This is a genomic window from Rhizobium sp. L43, from assembly GCF_002531725.1.
GTDB lineage: Bacteria > Pseudomonadota > Alphaproteobacteria > Rhizobiales > Rhizobiaceae > Rhizobium.
This window is the reverse complement of the sequence record NZ_NWSQ01000002.1, coordinates 306,045-326,812: the sequence shown is the minus strand read 5'-3', so window position 1 is coordinate 326,812 and position 20,768 is coordinate 306,045. Positions and strand designations below refer to the sequence as shown.

The 20,768-nt window shown below is 60.5% G+C and carries 20 protein-coding genes, 1 tRNA gene and 1 pseudogene; 16 read left to right on the top strand and 6 right to left on the bottom strand.

Features of this window, described 5'->3' with window-relative positions; genetic code table 11:
- Nucleotides 1-92: 92 nt before the first annotated feature.
- From CO667_RS04180 to pncB, 6 genes are all read left to right on the top strand, one after another.
- The gene (locus CO667_RS04180; RefSeq protein ID WP_097617190.1) at nt 93-1,181 is read left to right on the top strand and encodes a microcin C ABC transporter permease YejB; all 1,089 of its coding nucleotides are present in this window, start codon (nt 93-95) and stop codon (nt 1,179-1,181) included.
- Nucleotides 1,181-2,329, top strand: a complete 1,149-nt coding sequence (locus CO667_RS04175) for an ABC transporter permease (RefSeq protein WP_097617189.1) — start codon at nt 1,181-1,183, stop codon at nt 2,327-2,329. The genes CO667_RS04180 and CO667_RS04175 overlap by 1 nt, the downstream gene beginning before the upstream one ends.
- Nucleotides 2,326-3,963 carry an ABC transporter ATP-binding protein gene (locus tag CO667_RS04170; protein WP_097617188.1) on the top strand — a complete coding sequence of 546 codons (1,638 nt, stop codon included), beginning with the start codon at nt 2,326-2,328 and terminating at the stop codon, nt 3,961-3,963. Before CO667_RS04175 ends, CO667_RS04170 begins: the two co-directional genes overlap by 4 nt.
- 8 nt (nt 3,964-3,971) lie before the next feature.
- A complete protein-coding gene (locus tag CO667_RS04165; protein WP_097617313.1) occupies nt 3,972-4,931 on the top strand; it encodes a glyoxylate/hydroxypyruvate reductase A in 960 nt (319 codons plus the stop codon).
- 378 nt (nt 4,932-5,309) lie between these two features.
- A complete protein-coding gene (locus CO667_RS04150) occupies nt 5,310-5,675 on the top strand; it encodes a hypothetical protein (protein WP_179874052.1) in 366 nt (121 codons plus the stop codon).
- A 199-nt stretch (nt 5,676-5,874) separates the two neighbouring features.
- A complete protein-coding gene (pncB, locus tag CO667_RS04145; RefSeq protein ID WP_097617187.1) occupies nt 5,875-7,179 on the top strand; it encodes a nicotinate phosphoribosyltransferase in 1,305 nt (434 codons plus the stop codon).
- Here the strand turns inward: pncB and CO667_RS04140 are convergent.
- Together CO667_RS04140 and CO667_RS04135 are read right to left on the bottom strand one after the other, a co-directional pair.
- On the bottom strand, nt 7,161-7,400 hold the full coding sequence (locus CO667_RS04140; RefSeq protein ID WP_097617186.1) for a CrpP-related protein: 240 nt from the start codon (nt 7,398-7,400) through the stop codon (nt 7,161-7,163). The two genes, pncB and CO667_RS04140, sit on opposite strands and share 19 nt — an antisense overlap.
- Nucleotides 7,401-7,831: 431 nt before the next feature.
- Entirely contained in the window at nt 7,832-8,041 is a 210-nt protein-coding gene (locus CO667_RS04135) for a KTSC domain-containing protein (protein WP_097617185.1), read from the bottom strand.
- A gap of 217 nt (nt 8,042-8,258) precedes the next feature.
- On the opposite strand from CO667_RS04135, the gene CO667_RS04130 reads away from it, so the two are divergent.
- Nucleotides 8,259-9,008, top strand: a complete 750-nt coding sequence (locus CO667_RS04130) for a hypothetical protein (protein WP_097617184.1) — start codon at nt 8,259-8,261, stop codon at nt 9,006-9,008.
- Nucleotides 9,009-9,235: 227 nt separating this feature from the next.
- On the opposite strand, the gene CO667_RS04125 is transcribed toward CO667_RS04130, so the two are convergent.
- A complete protein-coding gene (locus tag CO667_RS04125) occupies nt 9,236-11,674 on the bottom strand; it encodes a DEAD/DEAH box helicase (RefSeq protein WP_245433058.1) in 2,439 nt (812 codons plus the stop codon).
- A gap of 197 nt (nt 11,675-11,871) precedes the next feature.
- Between CO667_RS04125 and CO667_RS34670 the strand changes: the two are divergent.
- A pseudogene (locus tag CO667_RS34670) lies at nt 11,872-12,063 on the top strand (hypothetical protein); the annotation flags it as partial.
- Here the strand turns inward: CO667_RS34670 and CO667_RS04120 are convergent.
- The 3 genes from CO667_RS04120 to CO667_RS04110 all read right to left on the bottom strand — a co-directional run bounded on the left by CO667_RS04120 (nt 11,996) and on the right by CO667_RS04110 (nt 13,126).
- A complete protein-coding gene (locus CO667_RS04120) occupies nt 11,996-12,496 on the bottom strand; it encodes a GNAT family N-acetyltransferase (RefSeq protein WP_097617182.1) in 501 nt (166 codons plus the stop codon). The pseudogene CO667_RS34670 and the gene CO667_RS04120 overlap by 68 nt on opposite strands.
- On the bottom strand, nt 12,493-12,780 hold the full coding sequence (locus CO667_RS04115) for a DUF1778 domain-containing protein (RefSeq protein ID WP_097617181.1): 288 nt from the start codon (nt 12,778-12,780) through the stop codon (nt 12,493-12,495). Before CO667_RS04115 ends, CO667_RS04120 begins: the two co-directional genes overlap by 4 nt.
- Before the next feature lie 256 nt (nt 12,781-13,036).
- Nucleotides 13,037-13,126, bottom strand: a tRNA-Ser gene (locus CO667_RS04110).
- 228 nt (nt 13,127-13,354) lie between these two features.
- Here CO667_RS04110 and CO667_RS04105 point away from each other — a divergent pair.
- From CO667_RS04105 to deoC, 8 genes are all read left to right on the top strand, one after another.
- A complete protein-coding gene (locus CO667_RS04105; protein WP_097617311.1) occupies nt 13,355-13,672 on the top strand; it encodes a hypothetical protein in 318 nt (105 codons plus the stop codon).
- A gap of 334 nt (nt 13,673-14,006) precedes the next feature.
- Nucleotides 14,007-14,999: a BMP family ABC transporter substrate-binding protein gene (locus CO667_RS04100; RefSeq protein ID WP_003571100.1), complete on the top strand. Its 993-nt coding sequence runs from the start codon at nt 14,007-14,009 to the stop codon at nt 14,997-14,999.
- An 88-nt stretch (nt 15,000-15,087) separates the two neighbouring features.
- Nucleotides 15,088-16,599, top strand: a complete 1,512-nt coding sequence (locus tag CO667_RS04095) for an ABC transporter ATP-binding protein (protein WP_097617310.1) — start codon at nt 15,088-15,090, stop codon at nt 16,597-16,599.
- 7 nt (nt 16,600-16,606) lie between these two features.
- Nucleotides 16,607-17,710 carry an ABC transporter permease gene (locus tag CO667_RS04090; RefSeq protein WP_097617180.1) on the top strand — a complete coding sequence of 368 codons (1,104 nt, stop codon included), beginning with the start codon at nt 16,607-16,609 and terminating at the stop codon, nt 17,708-17,710.
- Between the two features lie 10 nt (nt 17,711-17,720).
- Nucleotides 17,721-18,692, top strand: a complete 972-nt coding sequence (locus CO667_RS04085; RefSeq protein ID WP_097617179.1) for an ABC transporter permease — start codon at nt 17,721-17,723, stop codon at nt 18,690-18,692.
- Nucleotide 18,693: 1 nt separating this feature from the next.
- Complete coding sequence (locus CO667_RS04080; protein ID WP_003571096.1) at nt 18,694-19,083, top strand: cytidine deaminase; 390 nt, start codon at nt 18,694-18,696, stop codon at nt 19,081-19,083.
- Entirely contained in the window at nt 19,080-19,880 is an 801-nt protein-coding gene (locus CO667_RS04075) for a purine-nucleoside phosphorylase (protein WP_097617178.1), read from the top strand. The genes CO667_RS04080 and CO667_RS04075 overlap by 4 nt, the downstream gene beginning before the upstream one ends.
- A gap of 110 nt (nt 19,881-19,990) precedes the next feature.
- The gene (gene deoC / locus CO667_RS04070; protein ID WP_097617177.1) at nt 19,991-20,767 is read left to right on the top strand and encodes a deoxyribose-phosphate aldolase; all 777 of its coding nucleotides are present in this window, start codon (nt 19,991-19,993) and stop codon (nt 20,765-20,767) included.
- Nucleotide 20,768 lies beyond the last annotated feature (1 nt).

Here is a 20,768-nt window from a genome sequence, read left to right as displayed (position 1 = left end):
CGGCAGCGCCGGCAAGGAAAGGCTGGCGGATTGAGCGGCATTGGACTGGACGGCGGGCACACGAGAAAAACATTCCCGGAGGCTGAAGGCTGATGGGCGCTTATATCCTTCGCCGCCTGCTTTTGATGATCCCGACCATCGTCGGCATCATGGCGATTTCCTTCACTGTCATTCAGTTCGCCCCCGGCGGCCCCGTCGAGCAGGTGATCGCCCAATTGACCGGCCAGGCCGACAGTGCCGACCAGCGCCTGTCCGGCGGTGGTGATCTTCTCGGCGGCGGCAGCAGCGACGAAGGCTCCAGATATCGCGGTGCCCAGGGGCTCGATCCGGAACTGATCGCCAAGCTCGAAAAGCAATTCGGCTTCGACAAGCCGCCACTGACCCGTTTTGGCGAGATGATGTGGAATTACATCCGCTTCGATTTCGGCGAGAGCTTCTTCCGCAACACCTCCGTGCTCGAACTCGTCAAGGAGAAGCTGCCGGTGTCGATCTCGCTCGGCATCTGGATCCTGATCTTCTCCTATGCCATTTCCATCCCGCTCGGCATCCGCAAGGCGGTCAAGGATGGATCGACCTTCGATGTCTGGACGTCGGGCGTCATCGTCGTCGGCTACGCCGTCCCGAGCTTCCTCTTCGGCATTCTCCTGATCGTGCTTTTCGCCGGCGGCTCCTTCTACGACTGGTTTCCGCTGCGCGGCCTGGTTTCGGACAATTTCGACCAGCTGGCCTGGTGGCAGAAGCCGCTCGACTATTTCTGGCACCTCACCTTGCCGCTGATCTCGCTTTCGCTCTCCGCCTTCGCGACGACGACGCTTTTGACCAAGAACTCCTTCATCGAGGAGATCAAGAAGCAATATGTCGTCACCGCCCGCGCCAAGGGCCTCAACCAGCGGCAGGTCCTCTACGGTCATGTCTTCCGCAACGCCATGCTGATCATCATCGCCGGTTTTCCCGGCGCCTTCATTTCCGCTTTCTTCACCGGCTCGCTGCTGATCGAAAACATCTTCTCGCTGGATGGCCTCGGTCGTCTCGGCTATCTCTCGGTCATCAACCGGGATTATCCGATCGTCTTCGCCACGCTCTACATCTTCTCGCTGCTCGGCCTCGTCGTCAGCCTGGTTTCCGACCTGATCTACACCTGGATCGATCCGCGCATCGATTTCGAGCGGAGGGATGTCTGATGGACGCCTCCGCAGATCCTGCTGTCGCAACACCCGTCAAGCCGCCCCGCAAGGGCCTGCTGTCGCCGACCAACATCCGCCGCTGGCAGAATTTCCGGGCGAACGGCCGCGGTTACTGGGCGCTGTGGCTGTTCCTGCTGTTGTTCGTCCTCAGCCTGTTTGCCGAGTTTCTCGCCAACGACCGGCCGATCGTCGCCTCCTACAAGGGCGAGATCCTATTTCCTGTCCTTGTCGACTATCCCGAGGATAAGTTTGGCGGCTTCCTGGCCGAGACCGACTACCGTTCCTCGGTGATAGCAGACGAGATCAATGCCAATGGCTGGATGATCTGGCCGCCGATCCGCTATTCCTACCGCTCGGTCAATTCCAACATTCCGCATTCGGCCCCCACCGCCCCCTTCTGGCTGATGTCGAAGGAGGAGCGCTGCGCCGGTTATCCGCAAGGCGTGAATGATCCGGATTGCACCCTCGGCAATCTCAACTGGCTCGGCACCGACGACCAGGCGCGCGACGTGCTGGCCCGCGTCATCTACGGTTTCCGCATATCCGTGCTCTTCGGCCTGGTGCTGACCATCTGCTCGGCAATCATCGGTGTGACGGCAGGCGCGGTGCAGGGCTATTTCGGCGGCTGGACCGATCTGCTGTTGCAGCGCTTCATCGAGATCTGGTCGTCGATGCCGGTGCTTTACATCCTGCTGATCATCGCCGCACTGCTGCCGCCCGGCTTCTTCGTGCTGCTCGGCATCATGCTGCTCTTCTCCTGGGTCGGCTTCGTCGGCGTCGTGCGCGCCGAATTCCTGCGCGCCCGCAATTTCGAATATGTCCGCGCCGCCCGCGCACTCGGGGTCAACAACCGCACTATCATGTGGCGCCACCTGCTGCCGAATGCCATGGTCGCGACGCTCACCTTCCTGCCCTTCATCCTCTCCGGCTCGATCACCACGCTGACCTCGCTCGATTTCTTGGGCTTCGGCATGCCGCCGGGCTCCCCTTCGCTCGGCGAGATGATCGCCCAGGGCAAGAGCAACCTGCAGGCGCCATGGCTGGGCCTGACGGCCTTCTTCGCCATGTCGATCATGCTGTCGCTGCTGATCTTCATCGGCGAAGCCGTGCGTGATGCCTTCGATCCGAGGAAGACGTTTCAATGAGTGACATGACAGAAACGCTGCTCTCCGTTCGCGATCTCTCGGTGGCCTTTCACCAGGGCGGCGCCACCTCGCTGGCCGTCGATCATATCTCCTTCGATATCGCCAAGGGCGAGGTCGTGGCGCTTGTCGGCGAGTCCGGCTCCGGCAAATCGGTCTCAGCCAATTCGATCCTGCGGCTTCTGCCTTATCCCTCGGCAAGCCATCCCTCCGGCGAAATCCTGTTCAAGGGCAAGGACCTGTTGAAGGCGTCGGAGCGGGCGTTGCGCGAGGTGCGCGGCAACGACATCACCATGATCTTCCAGGAGCCGATGACCTCGCTCAATCCGCTTCATACGATCGAGAAGCAGATCGCCGAGATCCTGGCCCTGCACCAGGGCCTCACCGGTGAGCCGGCGCGTCAGCGTGTGCTGGAATTGCTGAATCAGGTCGGCATCCGCGAACCGGGAAAGCGGTTGAAGGCCTATCCGCACGAACTCTCCGGCGGCCAGCGCCAGCGCGTCATGATCGCCATGGCGCTCGCCAACCGGCCGGAACTGCTGATCGCCGACGAGCCGACCACCGCACTCGACGTCACCGTGCAGGCGCAGATCCTCGAATTGCTGCGGCAGTTGAAGGCCGTACACGGCATGTCGATGCTGTTCATCACCCATGATCTCGGCATCGTGCGCAAATTCGCCGATCGCGTCTGCGTCATGACCAAGGGCAGGATCGTCGAAACCGGAACGGTCGAGGACGTCTTCGCCAACCCGAAGCACGAATACACCCGCCACCTCCTCGCCTCCGAACCGCGCGGCGAGCCGCCGCTTGCCGATCCGTCGAAGCCGGTGGTGATGGAAGGTTCTGACATTCGCGTCTGGTTCCCGATCAAGGCTGGGCTGATGCGTCGAGTCGTCGATCACGTCAAGGCGGTCGACGGCATCGATCTTTCGCTGCGCGCCGGCCAGACGCTCGGCGTCGTCGGCGAATCCGGTTCCGGCAAGACCACGCTCGGCCTGGCGCTCACCCGGCTGATCTCTTCGCAAGGGCGGATCGCCTTTGTCGGCAAGGATATAGCCGGCTATTCGTTCAGCGAGATGCGGCCGCTGCGCAACCAGCTGCAGGTGGTCTTCCAGGATCCTTATGGATCGCTCAGTCCGCGCATGTCGGTCGGCGATATCGTCGCCGAAGGGTTGAAGGTGCATGAGCGCGCACTGACATCGGAACAGCGCGACCAGCGCGTCTGCTGGGCGCTGGAGGAGGTGGGTCTCGATCCCATGACCCGCTGGCGTTATCCGCACGAGTTCTCCGGCGGCCAGCGCCAGCGCATCGCCATTGCCCGGGCCATGGTGCTGAAGCCGCGCTTCGTCATGCTCGACGAGCCGACCTCCGCGCTTGATATGAGCGTGCAGGCCCAGGTGGTCGATCTGCTGCGCGATCTGCAGCAGAAGCACGATCTCGCTTATCTCTTTATCAGCCACGACCTGAAGGTGGTGAAGGCGCTCGCCAACGACGTCATCGTCATGCGTTTCGGCAAGGTGGTGGAACAAGGACCGTCCGCGGAAATCTTCCGTGCGCCGAAGGACGATTACACCAGGGCGCTGATGGCCGCCGCCTTCAACATCGAGGCGGTGCCGACGCCCGCCGTGCAGCAGTAAAGTTGATCATGCCCACACCTCCTCCCGTTCTCGTCGATATCAAGTTCAATCCCGAAGGCGTCGCCCGCGTTTTGAAGACGGCCTTTGCCGATCGCGGCAGCGTCAATCTCGCCGATCCCGCCAACGGGAAGCGTGATCTCAGCCGTCTCGAATACGCGCTTGTCTGGAAGCCGGACGCCGACCTTTTCGCGCGGGCGCCGAACCTCAAGGCGATTTTCTCGGGCGGCGCCGGCGTCGACCATATTATCGGCATGGACGGCCTGCCCGAGATCCCGATCGTGCGTTTCGTCGACCGCAGCCTGACGACCCGCATGAGCGAATGGGTGGTCATGCAATGCCTGCTGCATCTGCGCGGGCAATATGCCCATGACAGCCATCAGCGGCGGCGTGAGTGGGCCAAGCTGACCGCGCCGGAAGCGGCGGAGGTCACGGTCGGCGTCATGGGTCTCGGTGTTCTCGGGCTGGATGCGGTCGCCAAGCTGAAGGTAATGGGTTTCAACGTCATCGGCTGGTCGCGCACCCGCAAAGACATCGACGGCGTCGAAACCTTCGATGCCGGCGGGTTGGACAGCTTCCTCGGCAAGACCGACATCCTCGTCGGCCTGCTGCCGCTGACGCCGGAGACGACGGGATTCTATGATAGCGGGCTATTCAAAAAGCTCCGCAGCAACGGCGCGCTCGGAATGCCGGTCTTCATCAATGCCGGCCGCGGCAAGAGCCAGGTCGAGGCCGATATCGTTTCCGCCATCCGCAGCGGTACGCTGGGCGGTGCTTCCCTCGATGTCTTCGAGGTGGAGCCGCTTGGTCCCGACAACCCGTTGTGGGAATTGGAGAACGTCTTCATCACGCCGCACGACGCGGCAGTCTCTGAAGAAAACGCGCTATTCCGTCATGTCGAGGCGCAGATCGCCCGTTTCGAGCGCGGCGAGCCGCTGCAATTCGTGGTCGACCGCGCCGTCGGCTACTAGAGCCTTTCCGGGTTAGATTGAAGCATTCTGCCGGGCATCTTTGCCCTGACGCAAAGATGCCCGGCCCACCGGCCGCACCGCTTCGCCATGCGAAGCGACTAGCGCGTCCGGCGATTTTAAGTCTTGCAGATTTGCCAGGCAAATCTGCGGGAGGGTTGGCTGAAACGGGCCGGCTGATCGACCGGCCGGCTTGGCCGTAGAGCTGGGCTACGACGCGCGCCGGCCGGTCGACCATCCGACTCCGTTTGAGCCAACAGAATGCTGCAATCTAATCCGGAAAGGCTCCAAAACCCCGGGGGAACCTTCCCGACACCCACCCGTTTCTTCTGCGGAATTCTTTGGGGCCGGATCGGCCCGTCAAGGCAGCGGAAGGAGACGATGATGGCGCATCAGACGGAAACACGCTGGGAAAAGTCCGACGGCAAGCTTCATCGCGAAGAGCAGATCCCGCCGGTGAAGGCAAGGCAGGGGCGGACGGGTTATCGCGTCCTGCTGGTGCTGCTTGCCGCACTGGTGCTCGCTTTCGTGGTCTGGATACCGGTTGAGATCTGGGGTAAGCGCGAAGCAAATGAGGTGGCGCCACAGCAGCCCGGCCAGCAGCTACAGTCGCAGCGGCCTGATGCGGCGCCTGCGCCAACGCTCCAGAACGGCACTGCGGTTCCCACAGAGACTGAGAATACCGCCCCGGCCGCCTCCGGCGTCACGCCTGCAACCCCGGCTCAACCTGCCGCGCCGGCGCAATGAGCGTCGGAATGAGCGTCGGCAGATGATTTCCCGCATCCCGCCGCCGTACCGCGGCGGGATGTTTATTGATTTGTCTGGACTTTCTCTGCCGATTTTTCGATAAGAAGGCGCACGAGCCGGTTTCGTGTGCCGGCCCCGCACTTGGCAGCACTCGGGAACTTGGCAGCACCTGACCGGAGTGGACAGGGGCAGGAATCTCATGGCCAGGACCGATATCGCAAGACGCGTCTACAATCACGCTTGGAAGCTCGATCCGATCGTCCGCAGCCTGATCGATACCGACTTCTACAAGCTGCTGATGCTGCAGATGATCTGGAAGCTCTATCCCGACGTGAACGCGTCCTTTACCCTCATCAACCGCACCAAGCGCGTGCGCCTCGCCGATGAGATCGACGAAGGCGAATTGCGCGAACAGCTCGATCACGCCCGCACGCTGAAACTCTCCAAGAAGGAGATGATCTGGCTGGCGGGTAACAGCTTCTACGGCCGCGCCCAGATCTTCGAGCCGGAATTCCTCGCCTGGCTTTCCAACTTCCAGCTTCCCGAATACGAGCTGTCGAAGAAGGACGGGCAATATGTACTGGATTTCCACGGGCCGTGGAAGGAAACCACCATGTGGGAGATCCCGGCGCTTGCCATCGTCAACGAGCTCAGGTCGCGCTCGGCGATGAAGGCGCTCGGTCCCTTCACCCTCGATGTGCTCTATGCCCGCGCCAAGGCGAAGATGTGGTCGAAGGTCGAACGGCTGAAGGAACTGCCGGGCTTGCGCATCTCCGATTTCGGCACCCGCCGCCGTCACAGTTTCCTCTGGCAGCGCTGGTGCGTCGAGGCGCTGAAGGAAGGCATCGGCCCGGCCTTTACCGGCACCAGCAACGTATTGCTGGCGATGGATTCCGATCTCGAAGCCGTCGGCACCAATGCCCACGAGCTGCCGATGGTGGCTGCCGCCCTTGCGCAAACCGACGAGCAGCTGCGCAATGCGCCCTACAAGATCCTGCGCGACTGGAACAAGCTCTATGGCGGCAACCTGCTGATCGTCCTGCCGGATGCTTTCGGTACTGCTGCTTTCCTGCGCGACGCGCCGGAATGGGTCGCCGACTGGACCGGCTTCCGTCCGGACAGTGCCCCGCCGATCGAAGGCGGTGAAAAGATTATCGATTGGTGGAAGAAGATGGGTCGCGATCCGCGCCAGAAGCTGCTGATTTTCTCCGACGGCCTCGATGTCGACGCCATCATCGATACCTACCGGCATTTCGAAGGCCGCGTGCGCATGAGCTTCGGCTGGGGCACCAACCTGACCAACGATTTTTCCGGCTGCGCGCCGACCGAAATTTCCGGCCTCAACCCGATCTCCATCGTCTGCAAGGTCAGCGACGCCAACGGCCGCCCGGCGGTGAAGCTCTCCGACAATCCGCAGAAGGCGACCGGCGAACCGGCAGAGGTCGAGCGCTATCTGAAATTCTTCGGCGCCGAAGACAGGATCGATCAGACCGTTCTGGTGTAGGTCCGCGACGAGGCGCCGCCCTCCCGTGGCGCATTGCCATGTCCCGCCATCGCATCCTCGATCGACCAGCCGAATCGCCAGGCGTCGAACATCGAGTACCATTCCTGGAAATCGGCAATCGGCAGGACATCCGGTTTCGACATCGGATTGTCGTCCAGGCTGCGGCCGCGCGCGCGGTCCCGCACGCCACGCTCCTGCATCTCCAGCAGATTCTCGAACATTATCACCCCCCGGGTCCTATCCGATAGCTTTATGCAAGCATGCTAATAAAGCATTGTCGAGTCCGGATTCGATAATTCGGGTTTTTCACAGGATTAGCCCCAATGCGCTAATTCAGGGGTGACCGGCCCCGGTACCATCCCATGTCGGTCAGACAAGGGAGCTTGCTGGCGCCTGAAAGCCGCTCGGGCGTTTCGGCATCATGCTCCACAAACACCTTGTGACGGGGAGGCTCGGCTTCCTGGCTGGGGTCCGCCGCCAAGCCTCCCGGCTGGCCGACCTTGAACAAGCCGGCAGCGCCGACACGTTGCCGCGTTCCGGCCGGTGCGATCCAACCAAGATGTCATCGATGGCTAACGGCCGGTTAATATCCACCGGACCTGTTCCGATCCAGTGCATCCTGCATCGTCGGCCGGCTGCATCCCTCGGCTTTTCAGGCCGCCAGTCTGCGAAACCGGGTTCTGATCCGGTCGAGGTAATAGTGGCCGGGAGACGGCGCTGCCGTCATCGCATGGACTTCCGAGGAGGGAACGCCCGCAAACAGACGCTCCTCGCCATTCTTGAAACAAATCCTGAGCCGCCCGTCGTCCTGGCTGAAATAGACGGATTTGATGATCTTCGACTTTACCGAAAGTTCTTCCATCTGTTTTACCTCTGTTTTTTGGTTTGGCAGAACCTAAACCCAAACGTGCAAAGACACGGTGAAGCCGCATGGTAAAAAATCAGGAATCTTGCGAGAGTCGTCACCTTACGGGTTCGCCTTCCCTGCACAAACTTGGTGGAATAGACTCGGGCGTTTGACAGCGTGATCTTTTAATGACGATATCTTCGATCCAGAGGCGAGGGATGGCAGGGGTGCAATGCTAGGTGAAACGATTTCCTTTATAAGACGTAATCTGTCTTTTGCGTGTGTTTTTGTTGCAATCGGTTGCGCGGTCGTCGCTTTTGAGGATTACAGCGGTCGAGGCGGCAGTAGTTCGACGCGGTATTTTATTGTTCTCTATTTTGGATATTGCGTTCAGAGTGCAATATTAAATGGAGACGGGAAAGTATTAGGCCTCAACAGCGGAGGCATGGGCGGCATCGGTGGCTACATCTGGAAAAACCTGCTCATCATGCTCGCCGTGATGGGAGTCGGGGTCGGCCTCCCCATCGCATTGGGTGCCGCGTCCTTTTCGAGGGACGTATTCCTGCTCCTATGCCTTGCGGTGATTGCAATCGTCTATCCGCTGCTCCTTGCCCTTGTCGGAACTTGGCCCACTGCCGGAATTGCGGGTTCGAAGAGCGGGCTTGCCGATGCTTTGAGCAGGGGACGATATGGTTTAGTTCCGACCTTTCTGCGCCTGTTTGCCGGTCTTGTTCTTCCCTTCGTTGCTGCCTTCATATTGATAACGGCAGCGGCATCGATGTCATACGAAGCCGATAGTGTCTTTCAGGGTGGAAAACTAAACCTGATCGCTTTGGTGGTGATGGTGATTTCTCAATCCGCGTCGACATTTGGAATATGCTATGTTTCGATTGTTCTGGCTCGCAAATTCCAGATTTCCGAAGGCGGGCTCCGAGGGGGTGCCGTCTCAGCGACAAACGAGATCTCGGAAATATTCCGATAGCTATCCATAACGGTGATCACGTTGGATCGTTCTTGGCAGGCAATTCAGCAGCCGGGCGGCCCCGTTAGAAAAAGTTTCGGGTTCTGTCCCGCAAGTTGGAGCCTTATAGTTTCTTTCCTGGGGCTTCGATCGCACCGCGTCTCCCTCGTCCAGGGCGACAAAGGCGAGCACAAGCTCTCCTGGTCCCGCTGATCAGGCCAAGGGCGCTCCGCTTCCGGCGGGCGCCTCTATTCGATCACGTAGCCCAGCGCGCGATAACCCACTCGCCGCTTCGCGGCCATCCGGGCCAGAACGGGAACAGCGTTATCGACATAATCAACGACCAGGACGTCTCTCTTGCCATCGTGCTGGCGATGAAGACGGCCGACATACTGCGCCAAAGTCCCCTTCCAGGCGATCGGCATCGTCAAGAACAATGTGTCGAGCCGAGCATCGTCGAATCCTTCACCGATATAGCGGCCCGTCGCAAGGATCAGGCGTTCTACATCGTCAGGGACATTCAATGCCGTCTGGGCTTGCTTGCGGTCTTTCGCCGACATGCCGCCACGTAGCACCACGAGATTTTTCACGAAAGGCGAGAATCTATCGTGAAGATAATCGAGGTGGTCCTTCCGCTCTGTGAGGACGATGGGCGAACGCTTAGCTTCAAGCGCTTTCAGTACGTCGTCGAATATAAGGCCATTTCGGCCGTGGTCCTGAGCAAGGGCCGCATAGATTGCGGGCATTGACGGTCGTTCGATCGAGGCCAGAGACGCCGGCAACTCAAACTTTGTCGAACGGTCGCGGGCACGATGACGAATGCCGCGCTCGGCAGCTTGAACTCTTGCATCCACCCGATGGCGAACGGGGCCGCATTGCATGAAGATGATGGGATGATGCCCGTCCTTTCGGGCAACGGTCGCAGACAAGCCAACGACGTATCGGGCTTTGGATCGCCGAGCGACAAGCTCAAAGCTTGCAGCGGACAGATGGTGACATTCATCGACAATCAGATGGCCGTAATCGCCGACGATATCGGCGACCTCTCCATTGCGGACCAAACTCTGGATCAGCGCGACATCGATAACGCCCGTCGGCCTTCTTTTTCCACCCCCGATAATGCCGATCTGTTTTGGGTCAATGGTCAGAAAGGAACTCAGGCGCTCCACCCATTGCGTAAGGAGTTCCCGGCGATGAACGAGAATCAACGCGTTGCGATTCCTATGGGCAATGAGGGCGGCTGCGACGACGGTCTTGCCAAAGGCTGTCGTCGCTGCGAGCACACCATTGTCATGGGCGACAAGAGCGTCAAAGGCCCGCGATTGCGGCAGGCGCAATTCCCCTCGGCACGAAACGTCGGCAGGTAGAGCGCTTCCATTTTCGCGATGATCCTCCAAATTGGCGGTCGCGCCGTGGTCCTTGATGAGTTCAATTGCCTCGTTGAAACAACCTCGCGGCAATGCGATATGCTGCGAATGAAGCTCGGCACATGAGATGATTCGCGGCTTGCCGAATGTCGGCAGGCGCATGGCCTGCGCGCGATAGAATTCCGGGTTCTGGAATGCCGCCAGACGCACGAACTGCGCTATCAGGGCCGGCGGAAGCGCCGTCCTGTCAATGTACATCTGATCCGCGACCACGACGCTTATGCTTTGCGGTATCGTCGCGCCTATTCGCGGGGTCTCGCTGCGGCGTGACGGCAACATCTTCCACGGCTCGTCAGCATGTTCGTCATCGACCGGCATCCGGACGCCCAAGACCCGTCCCGACAATTCAGCTTCGTCGGCGATTCTGAAGACTGTGTCCGCTGATAGCCTGGGCAAAGACGACAGGTATGCCCACTGGTCATCGTAGGGTCGCAAGTCGTCGTCGACAAAAACGCTGTTGCCGTTCTCGCGAGCTTTCCTTTGTAAGGGGAGCGCGATCAGATTACCGAAGCCGCCAAGCGGCATCGTGTCCTGATTGGGAAAGAAACGATCATAAGACGTGAAGCCGATCTCGGGACGGTTCTCCATCGTCTCGGTGATCAGGGCCGCGCCGAGTTGCCGGGCGATCCTGGCCGGAACAGGCTCAGAGAAGAATATCCAGACATGGCCGCCGTTCCCCGATCTCGACCGTTCAAGGGCTGCCGGAATTCCTTTGACACGACAGGTGGCCAGCAATGCTCTGGTGTCATCCGCCCAGCTCTCCTTGTCGAAGTCAGCCGCGAGGAACCAGCATGTTTCGTCCTGCAGCAAGGGATACACCCCGGCAACAAAGTCGCCCGAGTGGGCGTTGCCGCCGCGAAGATGCTTTTCGATAATGTCTGCGGAAGGGGAGATGAAAGCCTGATGCAGGCATTCCCCACATTTGACTTTCGGCTTGCCGCAGATCCCTTTCGTCCACTCGTTGGAACAGGCCGGCGAATACCCGGAGCGTCCATCCTTTTTGTTTTCCCATCGAACCGGAAAGACATCGGGACGCCCAGCGAACAGACGCCGGAACAGGTCAATTTTGTCCGCCGACGGCGAACTGCTGGTAACAGGGGCATCGGCAAAAGACTGCCTCTGGACTTCGGCGGAACTATCGGAGATCAGCTGTTGCTCAAGGGCTTCTAACTCGCGCTCAAGCTCCATCCGTTCTTCATTCAGATCGGTTAATCGTCGCCGAATGCGCGCGATTTCCCCCGGAGCATCATCCTTGTCCACCGACTTTGCAGCTTTCGCCTAAATGTTCGTGCAGGTCAGCATAGGCCAAAGACACACCCATTTTAAGACGGACTATGCATCACGATGTCCTGAAGCCGTCCGGAATTAAGCGCCGCAGAACCCGCCAAAAACCAGCGGAAACCAAACCCTGCTGAGCGACGTTGCATTAATCCCGCTCTCTACAGAATGTCGAGTTCGGCGCGGCCTGGAAGAAAATCGTCCGCGAGGCGCAGCGCAAATATCTCTCGATCAAGCTGGACGATCGCAGCTCCTCTCGTCGCAACGGCGACCAACGCCGCTACAGCACCAGCCTGATGAAAGTCAGAGCGATTTCGCCACAGTCGCCAGCGGAAGGAAAAGCTGCAACGGTTTCGCTTCGAAAGCGATGAATCCGAAATGGCGATAGAATGCGGCGGCTTGTTCGTCTTTCGCATCAACGGCCAGCGCAAAAACGCCCAATTCCGAACGCAGGGCACGACTGGCCGCGTCCCATAGCAGGGCTGCGCCGAGCCTTCGGCCTTGAAAGTCCTTGTCGATCGCCAGCCGTCCGACACGGGCAACGGGGATGACCGGATAAGGCGGAAGGCGGCGGGCCTTGTCGTCTGGAATATCTTTCAACGCCACGTCCCCGGCCGAAATTGTATAATATCCGGCGATACGGGCGGAACCTTCCGGACAGGCGACGTAGCAAAGCGCCGCGCGGCGTTTGATATCCTGCCCCGCCTGTTCCCTCAAATACCGGTCCAGCACGAAAATACCGCAGGCGAAATTCCTGCGGTCATGACCGGAGTTCAAGGCTTCGATCGTAAATTGCACCGTCACCGCGCCTTCAAGATCAAGGCGTCATGGGCCGCCCTGGCGCGTTTCAGGGCATCGGTCGGCTCCGGCGGGTCGAGCAGCATATCGACAAAACGCGCCTGGCCTTCGATCGACAGACGGATAAGCTGGGTTTCCTCGATCGTTCGCCGCGCCGCATCCTGTGCCGCCGAGACGACGAAATCGCTCAGGCTGCGGCCCTCCATCTCGGCGGCGCGCTTGACGATTGCCAATGCTTCGGGACTGATGCGCGCTTCCAGTCGGGTCGTGCGGGTAGTTTGCTGTGGCATAATTTTGTCTCCTTGTTTAATTGTACGGTAAAATACCGGACAAGCAAGGATAAACCACGGTGTCGTTCGTTGCGGCCTTCGTTCCCGGCATAAGATGGCACGGATGCCCACAAGGCTGCGCCGGCCAGTGCCGGAGAGGAACGGCTTCTCCCAATCGATCGCATGGATGCGGAAATTGACGTTCGCATTTCGATGCGAAACGGCTTTGCCAAACGACTTCGGATCGTGAGGAGACATGTGATGCGAAAATGCATCATGGCGGACAGGGTGGGATTCGAACCCACGGTACGCTTTCACGTACACACGCGTTCCAGGCGTGCGCCTTAAACCACTCGGCCACCTGTCCTTTTTTGGCGTTCGCGCCCGGAGAGGAGCAAATCGTCGGAACGGCGCGATATATACCGATGAATTTTTGTCGATCAACCGAAATCTAACAGTTTTTTGACTTCTTCCGATAAAACTCGCCTCCGCCCGTCCATTGTGCTTCACCTCAGCGATGACTATGTAATTCTCAGGGTGGAGAATGGCGCGGCCGGCCGGGATTGTCCGGCATATCGAAGCGTCGGAGGAATTGATGCGTTTCCTGTTGCGTCTGGCGAGTCTTGTCGCGCTTGCGGCGGCCGTTATTGCCGGGACCATCGATTCGATCCAATCGGTTGCGGCCTCCGCCGTGGTGATGACGCCGATCTCCGATGCCTGGCAGGATGTCAGCCCGACAACCCTGACCTCGCTGCAATCCTCCCTTTCCTATTATATCCATCCACGTTTCTACACCTTCATCTTCCAATGGCTGATGCTCCAGCCGGCCTTTGCGGTTTTCCTGGTGATCGCGCTGCTTCTCTGGATGATCGGCTATAAGAAGCCGCCGGTGGCCGGTCGTTTCACGGCATAGGGGTCGCTTTATCGCATAGGGAAGCGGGTTTTGCCGCCGCGGCCCGGCCGGGATCCGATCGGCCGCCGGTGTTTCCATAAGCCCGACAGGCCGTCGGATTGGCTGGAAATTTTGCATCCCGGCGGCGGAAATGTCTAAAAATCAGCCCCGGGGAATGGATTTTCGGCAATCCCTGCAAATCTTTACCGCCTGAAAAATTTCTGGTGAATTTTTCCGTGAGCCATGCAAGGATGCGCGCAGCCAGGCCTCCGGGGGGAGGTCGGTGGTTCCGCAGACATGTCCGAAAAGGGCTTGCGGGAGGACCCCTAACGAATAGCAACAACAGGGCTGCACAATGAAAAAATCCCTTCTCACTCTCCTTGCCGTGGCTGCCATGTCGACGACGGCGCTTGCCGCCGATGTCAAGCCGGCGCTGGTTTACGGCACCGGCGGGAAGTTCGATAAGTCTTTCAACGAAGCGGCCTATAACGGCGCCGAAAAATTCAAGGCCGAGACCGGCATCGCCTATCGCGACTTCGAGCCGACGGGCGACACACAGGGCGAACAGGCCATCCGCAACTTCGCAAGCCGCGGTTTCAATCCGGTGGTTGCCGTATCCTTCGCCTGGACTTCGGCGATCGAGAAGGTCGCGGCCGAATTCCCGGATACCAAGTTCATCATCGTCGACTCCGTCGTCGACAAGCCGAACGTCCGCTCGGTGGTCTACAAGGAAGAAGAAGGCTCCTACCTCGTCGGCATTCTCGCCGGCATGGCATCCAAGACCGGTAAGGTCGGCTTCGTCGGCGGCATGGATATTCCGCTGATCCGCAAGTTCGAATGCGGTTACGAGCAGGGTGCGCGCGCTGCCAAGGCCGATGTCGAAGTTTTCCAGAACATGACCGGCACCACGGGTGCAGCCTGGAATGACCCGGTTCGCGGCGGCGAACTCACCAAGAACCAGATCGACCAGGGCGCCGACGTCATTTACGCGGCAGCCGGCGCCACCGGCCTCGGCGTTCTGCAGACCGCCGCCGACAACAAGAAGCTGTCGATCGGCGTCGATTCCAACCAGAACCATCTGCATCCGGGTTCGGTCCTGACCTCGATGGTCAAGCGCGTCGACCTCGCCGTCTACAACGCCTATAGCGACACCAAGAACGACAAGTTCACCGGTGGCGTCCAGGCGCTCGGCGTCAAGGAAGATGGTGTCGGTGCTGCGATCGACGACAACAACAAGTCGCTGATCACGCCGGAAATGCAGGCCGCCGTCGACAAGGCCAAGGCCGACATCATCGCAGGAACCATCAAGGTTCACGATTACACCTCGGACAATGCTTGCCCGAAGTGATCCGCGCCCTGATGTAATCGACGATTGAGATCGGGCGTATGGCGGAGGGGATTTTCGCCATACGCCCTTTTCTTATTTGGAGCCTGCCGTGACAGATAAGCCCGCTATCGAGCTTGTCGGCATCGATAAGAAATTCGGTGCCGTCCATGCCAACAAGGACATCAACCTTACCGTTGCCAAGGGGACGATCCACGGCATCATCGGCGAAAACGGCGCCGGCAAATCGACGCTGATGTCGATCATCTATGGTTTTTACCATGCCGACAGCGGCGAGATCCGCGTCAACGGCAATCCGGTCACCATCCGTGACAGCCAGGCGGCGATCGCCACCGGCATCGGCATGGTGCACCAGCATTTCATGCTGGTCGATAATTTCACCGTGCTCGAGAACATCATGCTCGGCGCCGAAGGCGGCATGCTGCTGGCGAGAGGCGTGGCCTCGGCCCGTGCCGAACTCAAGCGGCTGGAAACGGAATACGGCCTCGAGGTCGATCCGGACGCGCTGATCGAAGAGCTTCCGGTCGGCCTGCAGCAGCGCGTCGAAATTCTGAAAGCCATGTATCGCGGCGCCGAGATCCTGATCCTCGACGAGCCCACAGGCGTGTTGACGCCTGCTGAAGCCGATCACCTTTTCCGCATCCTCAAGGTGCTGCGTGACCAGGGCAAGACGATCATCCTCATCACCCACAAGCTGCGCGAGATCATGGCGATCACCGACACGGTATCGGTCATGCGCCGCGGCGAAATGGTCGCGACCCGCAAGACGGCGGAAACGACGGTGGAGGAGCTTGCCGAGCTAATGGTCGGCCGCCGGGTGCTGCTGCGCGTGCAGAAGGGTGAAGCCAACCCGGGCGCCGCGGTGCTCTCCGTCCGCAATCTCACCGTCAAGGACAATCGCGGCGTCACCATGGTCGACAATGTCTCCTTCGACGTGCGCGCCGGCGAGATCGTCGGCATTGCCGGTGTCGCCGGCAACGGCCAGTCCGAATTGCTGGAGGCGATTGCCGGCATCCGCAAGCCCGCCTCCGGCGAAATCCTTCTCGACGGCCAGACGATCGACAAGGCAGATCCCGCCCGCCTGCGCGAACTCGGCCTTGCCCATATTCCCGAGGACCGCCACCATATGGGGCTGGTTCTGAAGTTCGAGGAATATGAAAATTCGGTGCTCGGCTACCATCGCCGCCCGGGCTACAGCCGCGGCCCGTTGCTCGATCTTGAAGCGATCCGCAAGGATGCGATGGAGAAGATCGAAAAATACGACATCCGCCCGCCGAACCCGCGGCTGAAAACGGCGAATTTCTCCGGCGGCAACCAGCAGAAGATCGTTGTCGCCCGCGAAATCGAACGCGATCCGAAGATGCTGATCATCGGCCAGCCGACCCGCGGCGTCGATATCGGCGCCATCGAATTCATCCACCGCCGGATCATCGAAATGCGCGACGCCGGCAAGGCGATCCTGCTCGTCTCCGTGGAACTCGATGAAATCCGCTCCCTTTCAGACCGTATCCTTGTCATGTTCGCCGGCCACGTCGTCGGCGAGAAGACGCCCGATGCCGGTGAACAGACCCTCGGCCTGATGATGGCCGGCATTGCCGCGTGAGGCCTTTATGAGCACTGCTTCCGTTCCGCTACCAAACTGGATCAATTACGGTCTGATCCCGCTTTTGAACTTGGTCGTCGCTTTCCTGATCTCGGGCTTCGTCGTCTGGCTGATCGGCGAAAGCCCGCTTGCCGCCCTCTCGCTGCTGATCGAAGGCGCCTTCGGCAGCGGCGAAGGCATAGGCTTCACGCTCTATTACGCGACCAGTTTCATCTTCACCGGCCTGTCTGTCGCCGTCGCCATCCATGCCGGCCTCTTCAACATCGGCTCGGAAGGTCAGGCCTATATTGGCGGGCTTGGCTGTGCGCTGGTGGCGCTGGCGCTCGATCGTTACGTGCCGTGGTACGTGACGATGCCGATCGCCGTTATCGGCGCCGGCCTGTTCGGTGCCGCCTGGGCCTTCATTCCTGCGTTCCTGCAGGCCAAGCGCGGCAGCCATATCGTCATCACGACGATCATGTTCAATTACATCGCAGCTGCCCTCATGGTCTATCTGCTGGTGCATGTGCTGATCGTGCCGGGCAAAATGGCGCCGGAAACCCGCACCTTCCTCGAAGGCGGACAGCTTCCGAAGCTCGGCTGGGTCATGACGATGTTCGGAGCCAAACTGGGCGCTGCCCCGTTCAACGTCTCCTTCATCATCGCGCTGTTCGCCGCCTGGTTCGTCTGGGTGCTGGTGTGGCGCAGCAAGCTCGGCTTTGATATGCGCACGCTGGGCATGAGCCCGACAGCCGCCGACTATGCCGGCACGCCCCATGCGCGCACCATCATCATCGCCATGCTGCTCTCTGGCGCGCTCGCCGGCATGATGGCGCTCAATCCGGTCATGGGCTCGTCGGCCCGTCTGCAGGTGGAGTTCGTCGGTGGCGCGGGCTTCGTCGGCATCGCCGTGTCGCTGATGGGACGAAACCATCCGCTCGGCATTATCTTCGCTGCGATCCTTTTCGGCGTCCTCTATCAGGGCGGTGACTGGATCTCCTTCGAAATGCCCAACATCACCCGCGAGATGATCCTCGTCATTCAGGGGCTGGTGATTCTGTTTGCCGGCGCGCTTGAATATATGTTCCGCCCGGCAATGGTGCACATCTACCAGCAGTTCAAGCGAGCCTGAGGAGCGGACGATGGAATATTATGAAATTTTCATCAGCGTTCTGAGCTCGACGATCCGGCTCTCCATTCCGCTGATCTTCACCGCACTTGCCGGCCTGTTTTCCGAACGCGCCGGCATCTTCGATATCGGTCTCGAAGGCAAGATGCTTGGCTCGGCCTTCGCCGCCGCCTGTGTGGCCTATCTCACGGGCTCGGCCTGGGCAGGCCTTGGCGCCGGCGTGGTCTGCTCCGTGGCGCTCAGCCTCGTGCATGGCTTTGCCTCGATCACCAATCGCGGCAACCAGATCATCTCGGGTGTGGCGATCAATTTCTTCATCGCCGGCATCACCATCGTGCTCGGTCAGGCCTGGTTCGGCCAGGGCGGGCGCTCGCCGCAGCTGCCGGCGGATGCGCGCTTCGCACCGATCATCCTGCCGGGCGCCGATGTCGCCCGCGACATACCGATCGTCGGCCCGCTCTACGCCAACGTCATATCGGGCAACAATATCCTCACCTATCTCGCCTTCCTCGCCGTGCCCTTCTCCTGGTGGGTTCTGTACCGCACGCGCTTCGGCCTCAGGCTGCGCGCTGTCGGCGAAAATCCGGGCGCGGTCGATACGGCCGGCATTTCGGTCGCCTGGCTGCGCTACCGTGCCGTCATGTGCGCCGGTATCCTCTGCGGCTTTGCCGGTACCTATCTGGCAATCGCCCAGTCCGCTGCCTTCATCAAGGACATGTCGGCCGGCAAGGGTTATATCGCGCTCGCCGCCCTCGTCTTCGCCAAGTGGAAGCCGGTGCCTGTGATGTTTGCCTGCCTGCTCTTCGGCTTCCTCGATGCGCTGGCGAACTTCATGCAGGGCAAGCAAGTGCCGCTGATCGGCGAAGTGCCGGTTCAGGTCTTCCAGGCGCTGCCCTATATCCTCACCTGCATCCTGCTTGCCGGCTTCATCGGCGTCGCGATCCCGCCGAAGGCCGGCGGCGTGCCCTATACGAAGGAGCGTTGATATGTCTCACGATCTGTTCGAGGCCGCACGCGGCGCCATGGCCTTTGCCCATGCGCCCTATTCGAAATTCCCCGTCGGCGCGGCGATCCGCGCCGAGGACGGCAGGGTCTATACCGGCGCCAACATCGAGAACCTTTCCTTTCCGCAAGGATGGTGCGCCGAGCCGACGGCGATCAGCGCCATGATCATGGGCGGCGCCAGGAAGATCGTCGAAATGGCCGTCATTGCGGAGAAACTGCCGCTCTGCCCGCCCTGCGGCGGCTGCCGCCAGAAGATCTCCGAATTCGCTTCCAAGGACACGAAGATCTACCTCTGCGATGAGGCGGGCGTAAAGAAGACCATGACGATGGAAGAGCTCCTTCCCTTCAGCTTCGAGACGGAACTCGGATGAAGGCGACGGTCAGCCTGCTCGCCGCACTGCTCGGCGGCATCAAGCCGCGCCACGGCATCGTGCTCGGCTCCGGCCTCGGCTCGCTCGTCGGAGAGCTGGAAGGCGCCGTCCGTGTTCCCTACAAGGATCTGCCGGGCTTTCCCGTCAGTGCCGTTTCCGGCCATGCGGGCGAAGTTGTCGCCGGCCGTCTCGGCGGCGAACCCGTGGCGATGCTCTCCGGCCGGGTGCATTATTACGAAAAGGGCGATGCCAACGCCATGCGCCTGCCGATCGAGGTGTTGAAGGCGCTCGGCGTCGAAGCGCTGATCCTGACCAATTCGGCCGGATCGCTGCGCGACGACCTGCCGCCCGGTTCGGTGATGCGGATTGCCGATCACATCAACTATTCCGGCATGAACCCGCTGATCGGCGAGGAAAGCGACCACCGTTTCGTTGGTATGACCAATGCCTATGATGCCGGCCTCGCCGCGGCGATGCAGAGGGCGGCGGCGAAGCTCAAGATCGAGCTGGCGCAGGGCGTCTATATGTGGTTCTCCGGTCCGAGCTTTGAAACGCCGGCCGAAATCCGCATGGCGCGCATCCTTGGCGCCGATGCCGTCGGCATGTCGACGGTGCCCGAGGTCATCATCGCAAGAATGCTGGGCCTGAGGGTTGCCGCCGCCTCGGTTATCACCAACTATGGCGCAGGCATGACCGGCAATGAGCTCAGCCATGATGAAACCAAGGACATGGCGCCTATCGGCGGCGCCCGTCTCGCCGCCATATTGAAAGAGATGATTGCGGCTGGAACAGGATGATTTTAGGCCGGGTCGGCCTAAAATCTGAATCCTGTTCTAAATTATATAGTTAGAGCATGATGCTGAAAACCGCTCACACTTTTCGGCATCATGCTCCAGAGGAAACGAAGATGAATAGCCATTCCATCCGGGAGACGGCAGCTGTCGCCCTTTCCCTTCTCGACCTCACCAATTTGAAGGATGATTGCACCGAGGCGCAGATCGAGGCGCTCTGCGCCCGTGCACAGACGCCCTACGGCAACAGCGCTGCGATCTGCATCTGGCCGCGCTTCGTCGCTCAGGCCCGCAATATCCTCGGCACCGGCCATGCCGTGCGCATCGCCACCGTCGTCAACTTCCCCTCCGGCGATATGGAAGTGGCCGATGTTGCCGCCGAAACGCGCGAGGCGATTGCCGACGGCGCCGACGACATCGATCTGGTCATCCCTTACCGCAAGCTCATATCAGGCAATGAGAAGGCGGTGACCGACATGGTCAGGGCGGTGCGCGCCGAATGCACCGGCCCGGTCCTGCTGAAGGTCATCATCGAGACCGGCGAGTTGAAGGATGCGGCGTTGATCCGCCGCGCCTCCGAACTCGCCATCGAGGCAGGCGCGGATTTCATCAAGACCTCCACCGGCAAGGTCGCCGTCAACGCCACGCTCGAAGCCGCCGACATCATGATCCGCGCCATTCGCGAAAGTGGACGCAAGGTCGGCTTCAAGCCGGCCGGCGGCATCGGCTCGGTGGCTGATGCCGCACTTTATCTGAGCCTTGCCGAAACCATCATGGCGCCTGACTGGGCGATGCCGTCGACCTTCCGTTTCGGCGCCTCCGGCCTGCTCGACGATATCCTGGCGGTTCTCGGCGGAGCGCAGCCGGCATCTGCTGCGGCGTCGAGCTATTGAG

Bases quoted from the DNA above. Each gene is read 5' to 3' on its own strand.
- CO667_RS04180 (WP_097617190.1), top strand. From the start codon at position 93: ATGGGCGCTTATATCCTTCGCCGCCTGCTTTTGATGATCCCGACCATC.
- CO667_RS04175 (WP_097617189.1), top strand. From the start codon at position 1,181: ATGGACGCCTCCGCAGATCCTGCTGTCGCAACACCCGTCAAGCCGCCC.
- CO667_RS04170 (WP_097617188.1), top strand. From the start codon at position 2,326: ATGAGTGACATGACAGAAACGCTGCTCTCCGTTCGCGATCTCTCGGTG.
- CO667_RS04165 (WP_097617313.1), top strand. From the start codon at position 3,972: ATGCCCACACCTCCTCCCGTTCTCGTCGATATCAAGTTCAATCCCGAA.
- CO667_RS04150 (WP_179874052.1), top strand. From the start codon at position 5,310: ATGATGGCGCATCAGACGGAAACACGCTGGGAAAAGTCCGACGGCAAG.
- pncB (WP_097617187.1), top strand. From the start codon at position 5,875: ATGGCCAGGACCGATATCGCAAGACGCGTCTACAATCACGCTTGGAAG.
- CO667_RS04140 (WP_097617186.1), bottom strand. From the start codon at position 7,400: ATGTTCGAGAATCTGCTGGAGATGCAGGAGCGTGGCGTGCGGGACCGC.
- CO667_RS04135 (WP_097617185.1), bottom strand. From the start codon at position 8,041: ATGGAAGAACTTTCGGTAAAGTCGAAGATCATCAAATCCGTCTATTTC.
- CO667_RS04130 (WP_097617184.1), top strand. From the start codon at position 8,259: ATGCTAGGTGAAACGATTTCCTTTATAAGACGTAATCTGTCTTTTGCG.
- CO667_RS04115 (WP_097617181.1), bottom strand. From the start codon at position 12,780: ATGCCACAGCAAACTACCCGCACGACCCGACTGGAAGCGCGCATCAGT.
- CO667_RS04105 (WP_097617311.1), top strand. From the start codon at position 13,355: ATGCGTTTCCTGTTGCGTCTGGCGAGTCTTGTCGCGCTTGCGGCGGCC.
- CO667_RS04100 (WP_003571100.1), top strand. From the start codon at position 14,007: ATGAAAAAATCCCTTCTCACTCTCCTTGCCGTGGCTGCCATGTCGACG.
- CO667_RS04090 (WP_097617180.1), top strand. From the start codon at position 16,607: ATGAGCACTGCTTCCGTTCCGCTACCAAACTGGATCAATTACGGTCTG.
- CO667_RS04085 (WP_097617179.1), top strand. From the start codon at position 17,721: ATGGAATATTATGAAATTTTCATCAGCGTTCTGAGCTCGACGATCCGG.
- CO667_RS04080 (WP_003571096.1), top strand. From the start codon at position 18,694: ATGTCTCACGATCTGTTCGAGGCCGCACGCGGCGCCATGGCCTTTGCC.
- CO667_RS04075 (WP_097617178.1), top strand. From the start codon at position 19,080: ATGAAGGCGACGGTCAGCCTGCTCGCCGCACTGCTCGGCGGCATCAAG.
- deoC (WP_097617177.1), top strand. From the start codon at position 19,991: ATGAATAGCCATTCCATCCGGGAGACGGCAGCTGTCGCCCTTTCCCTT.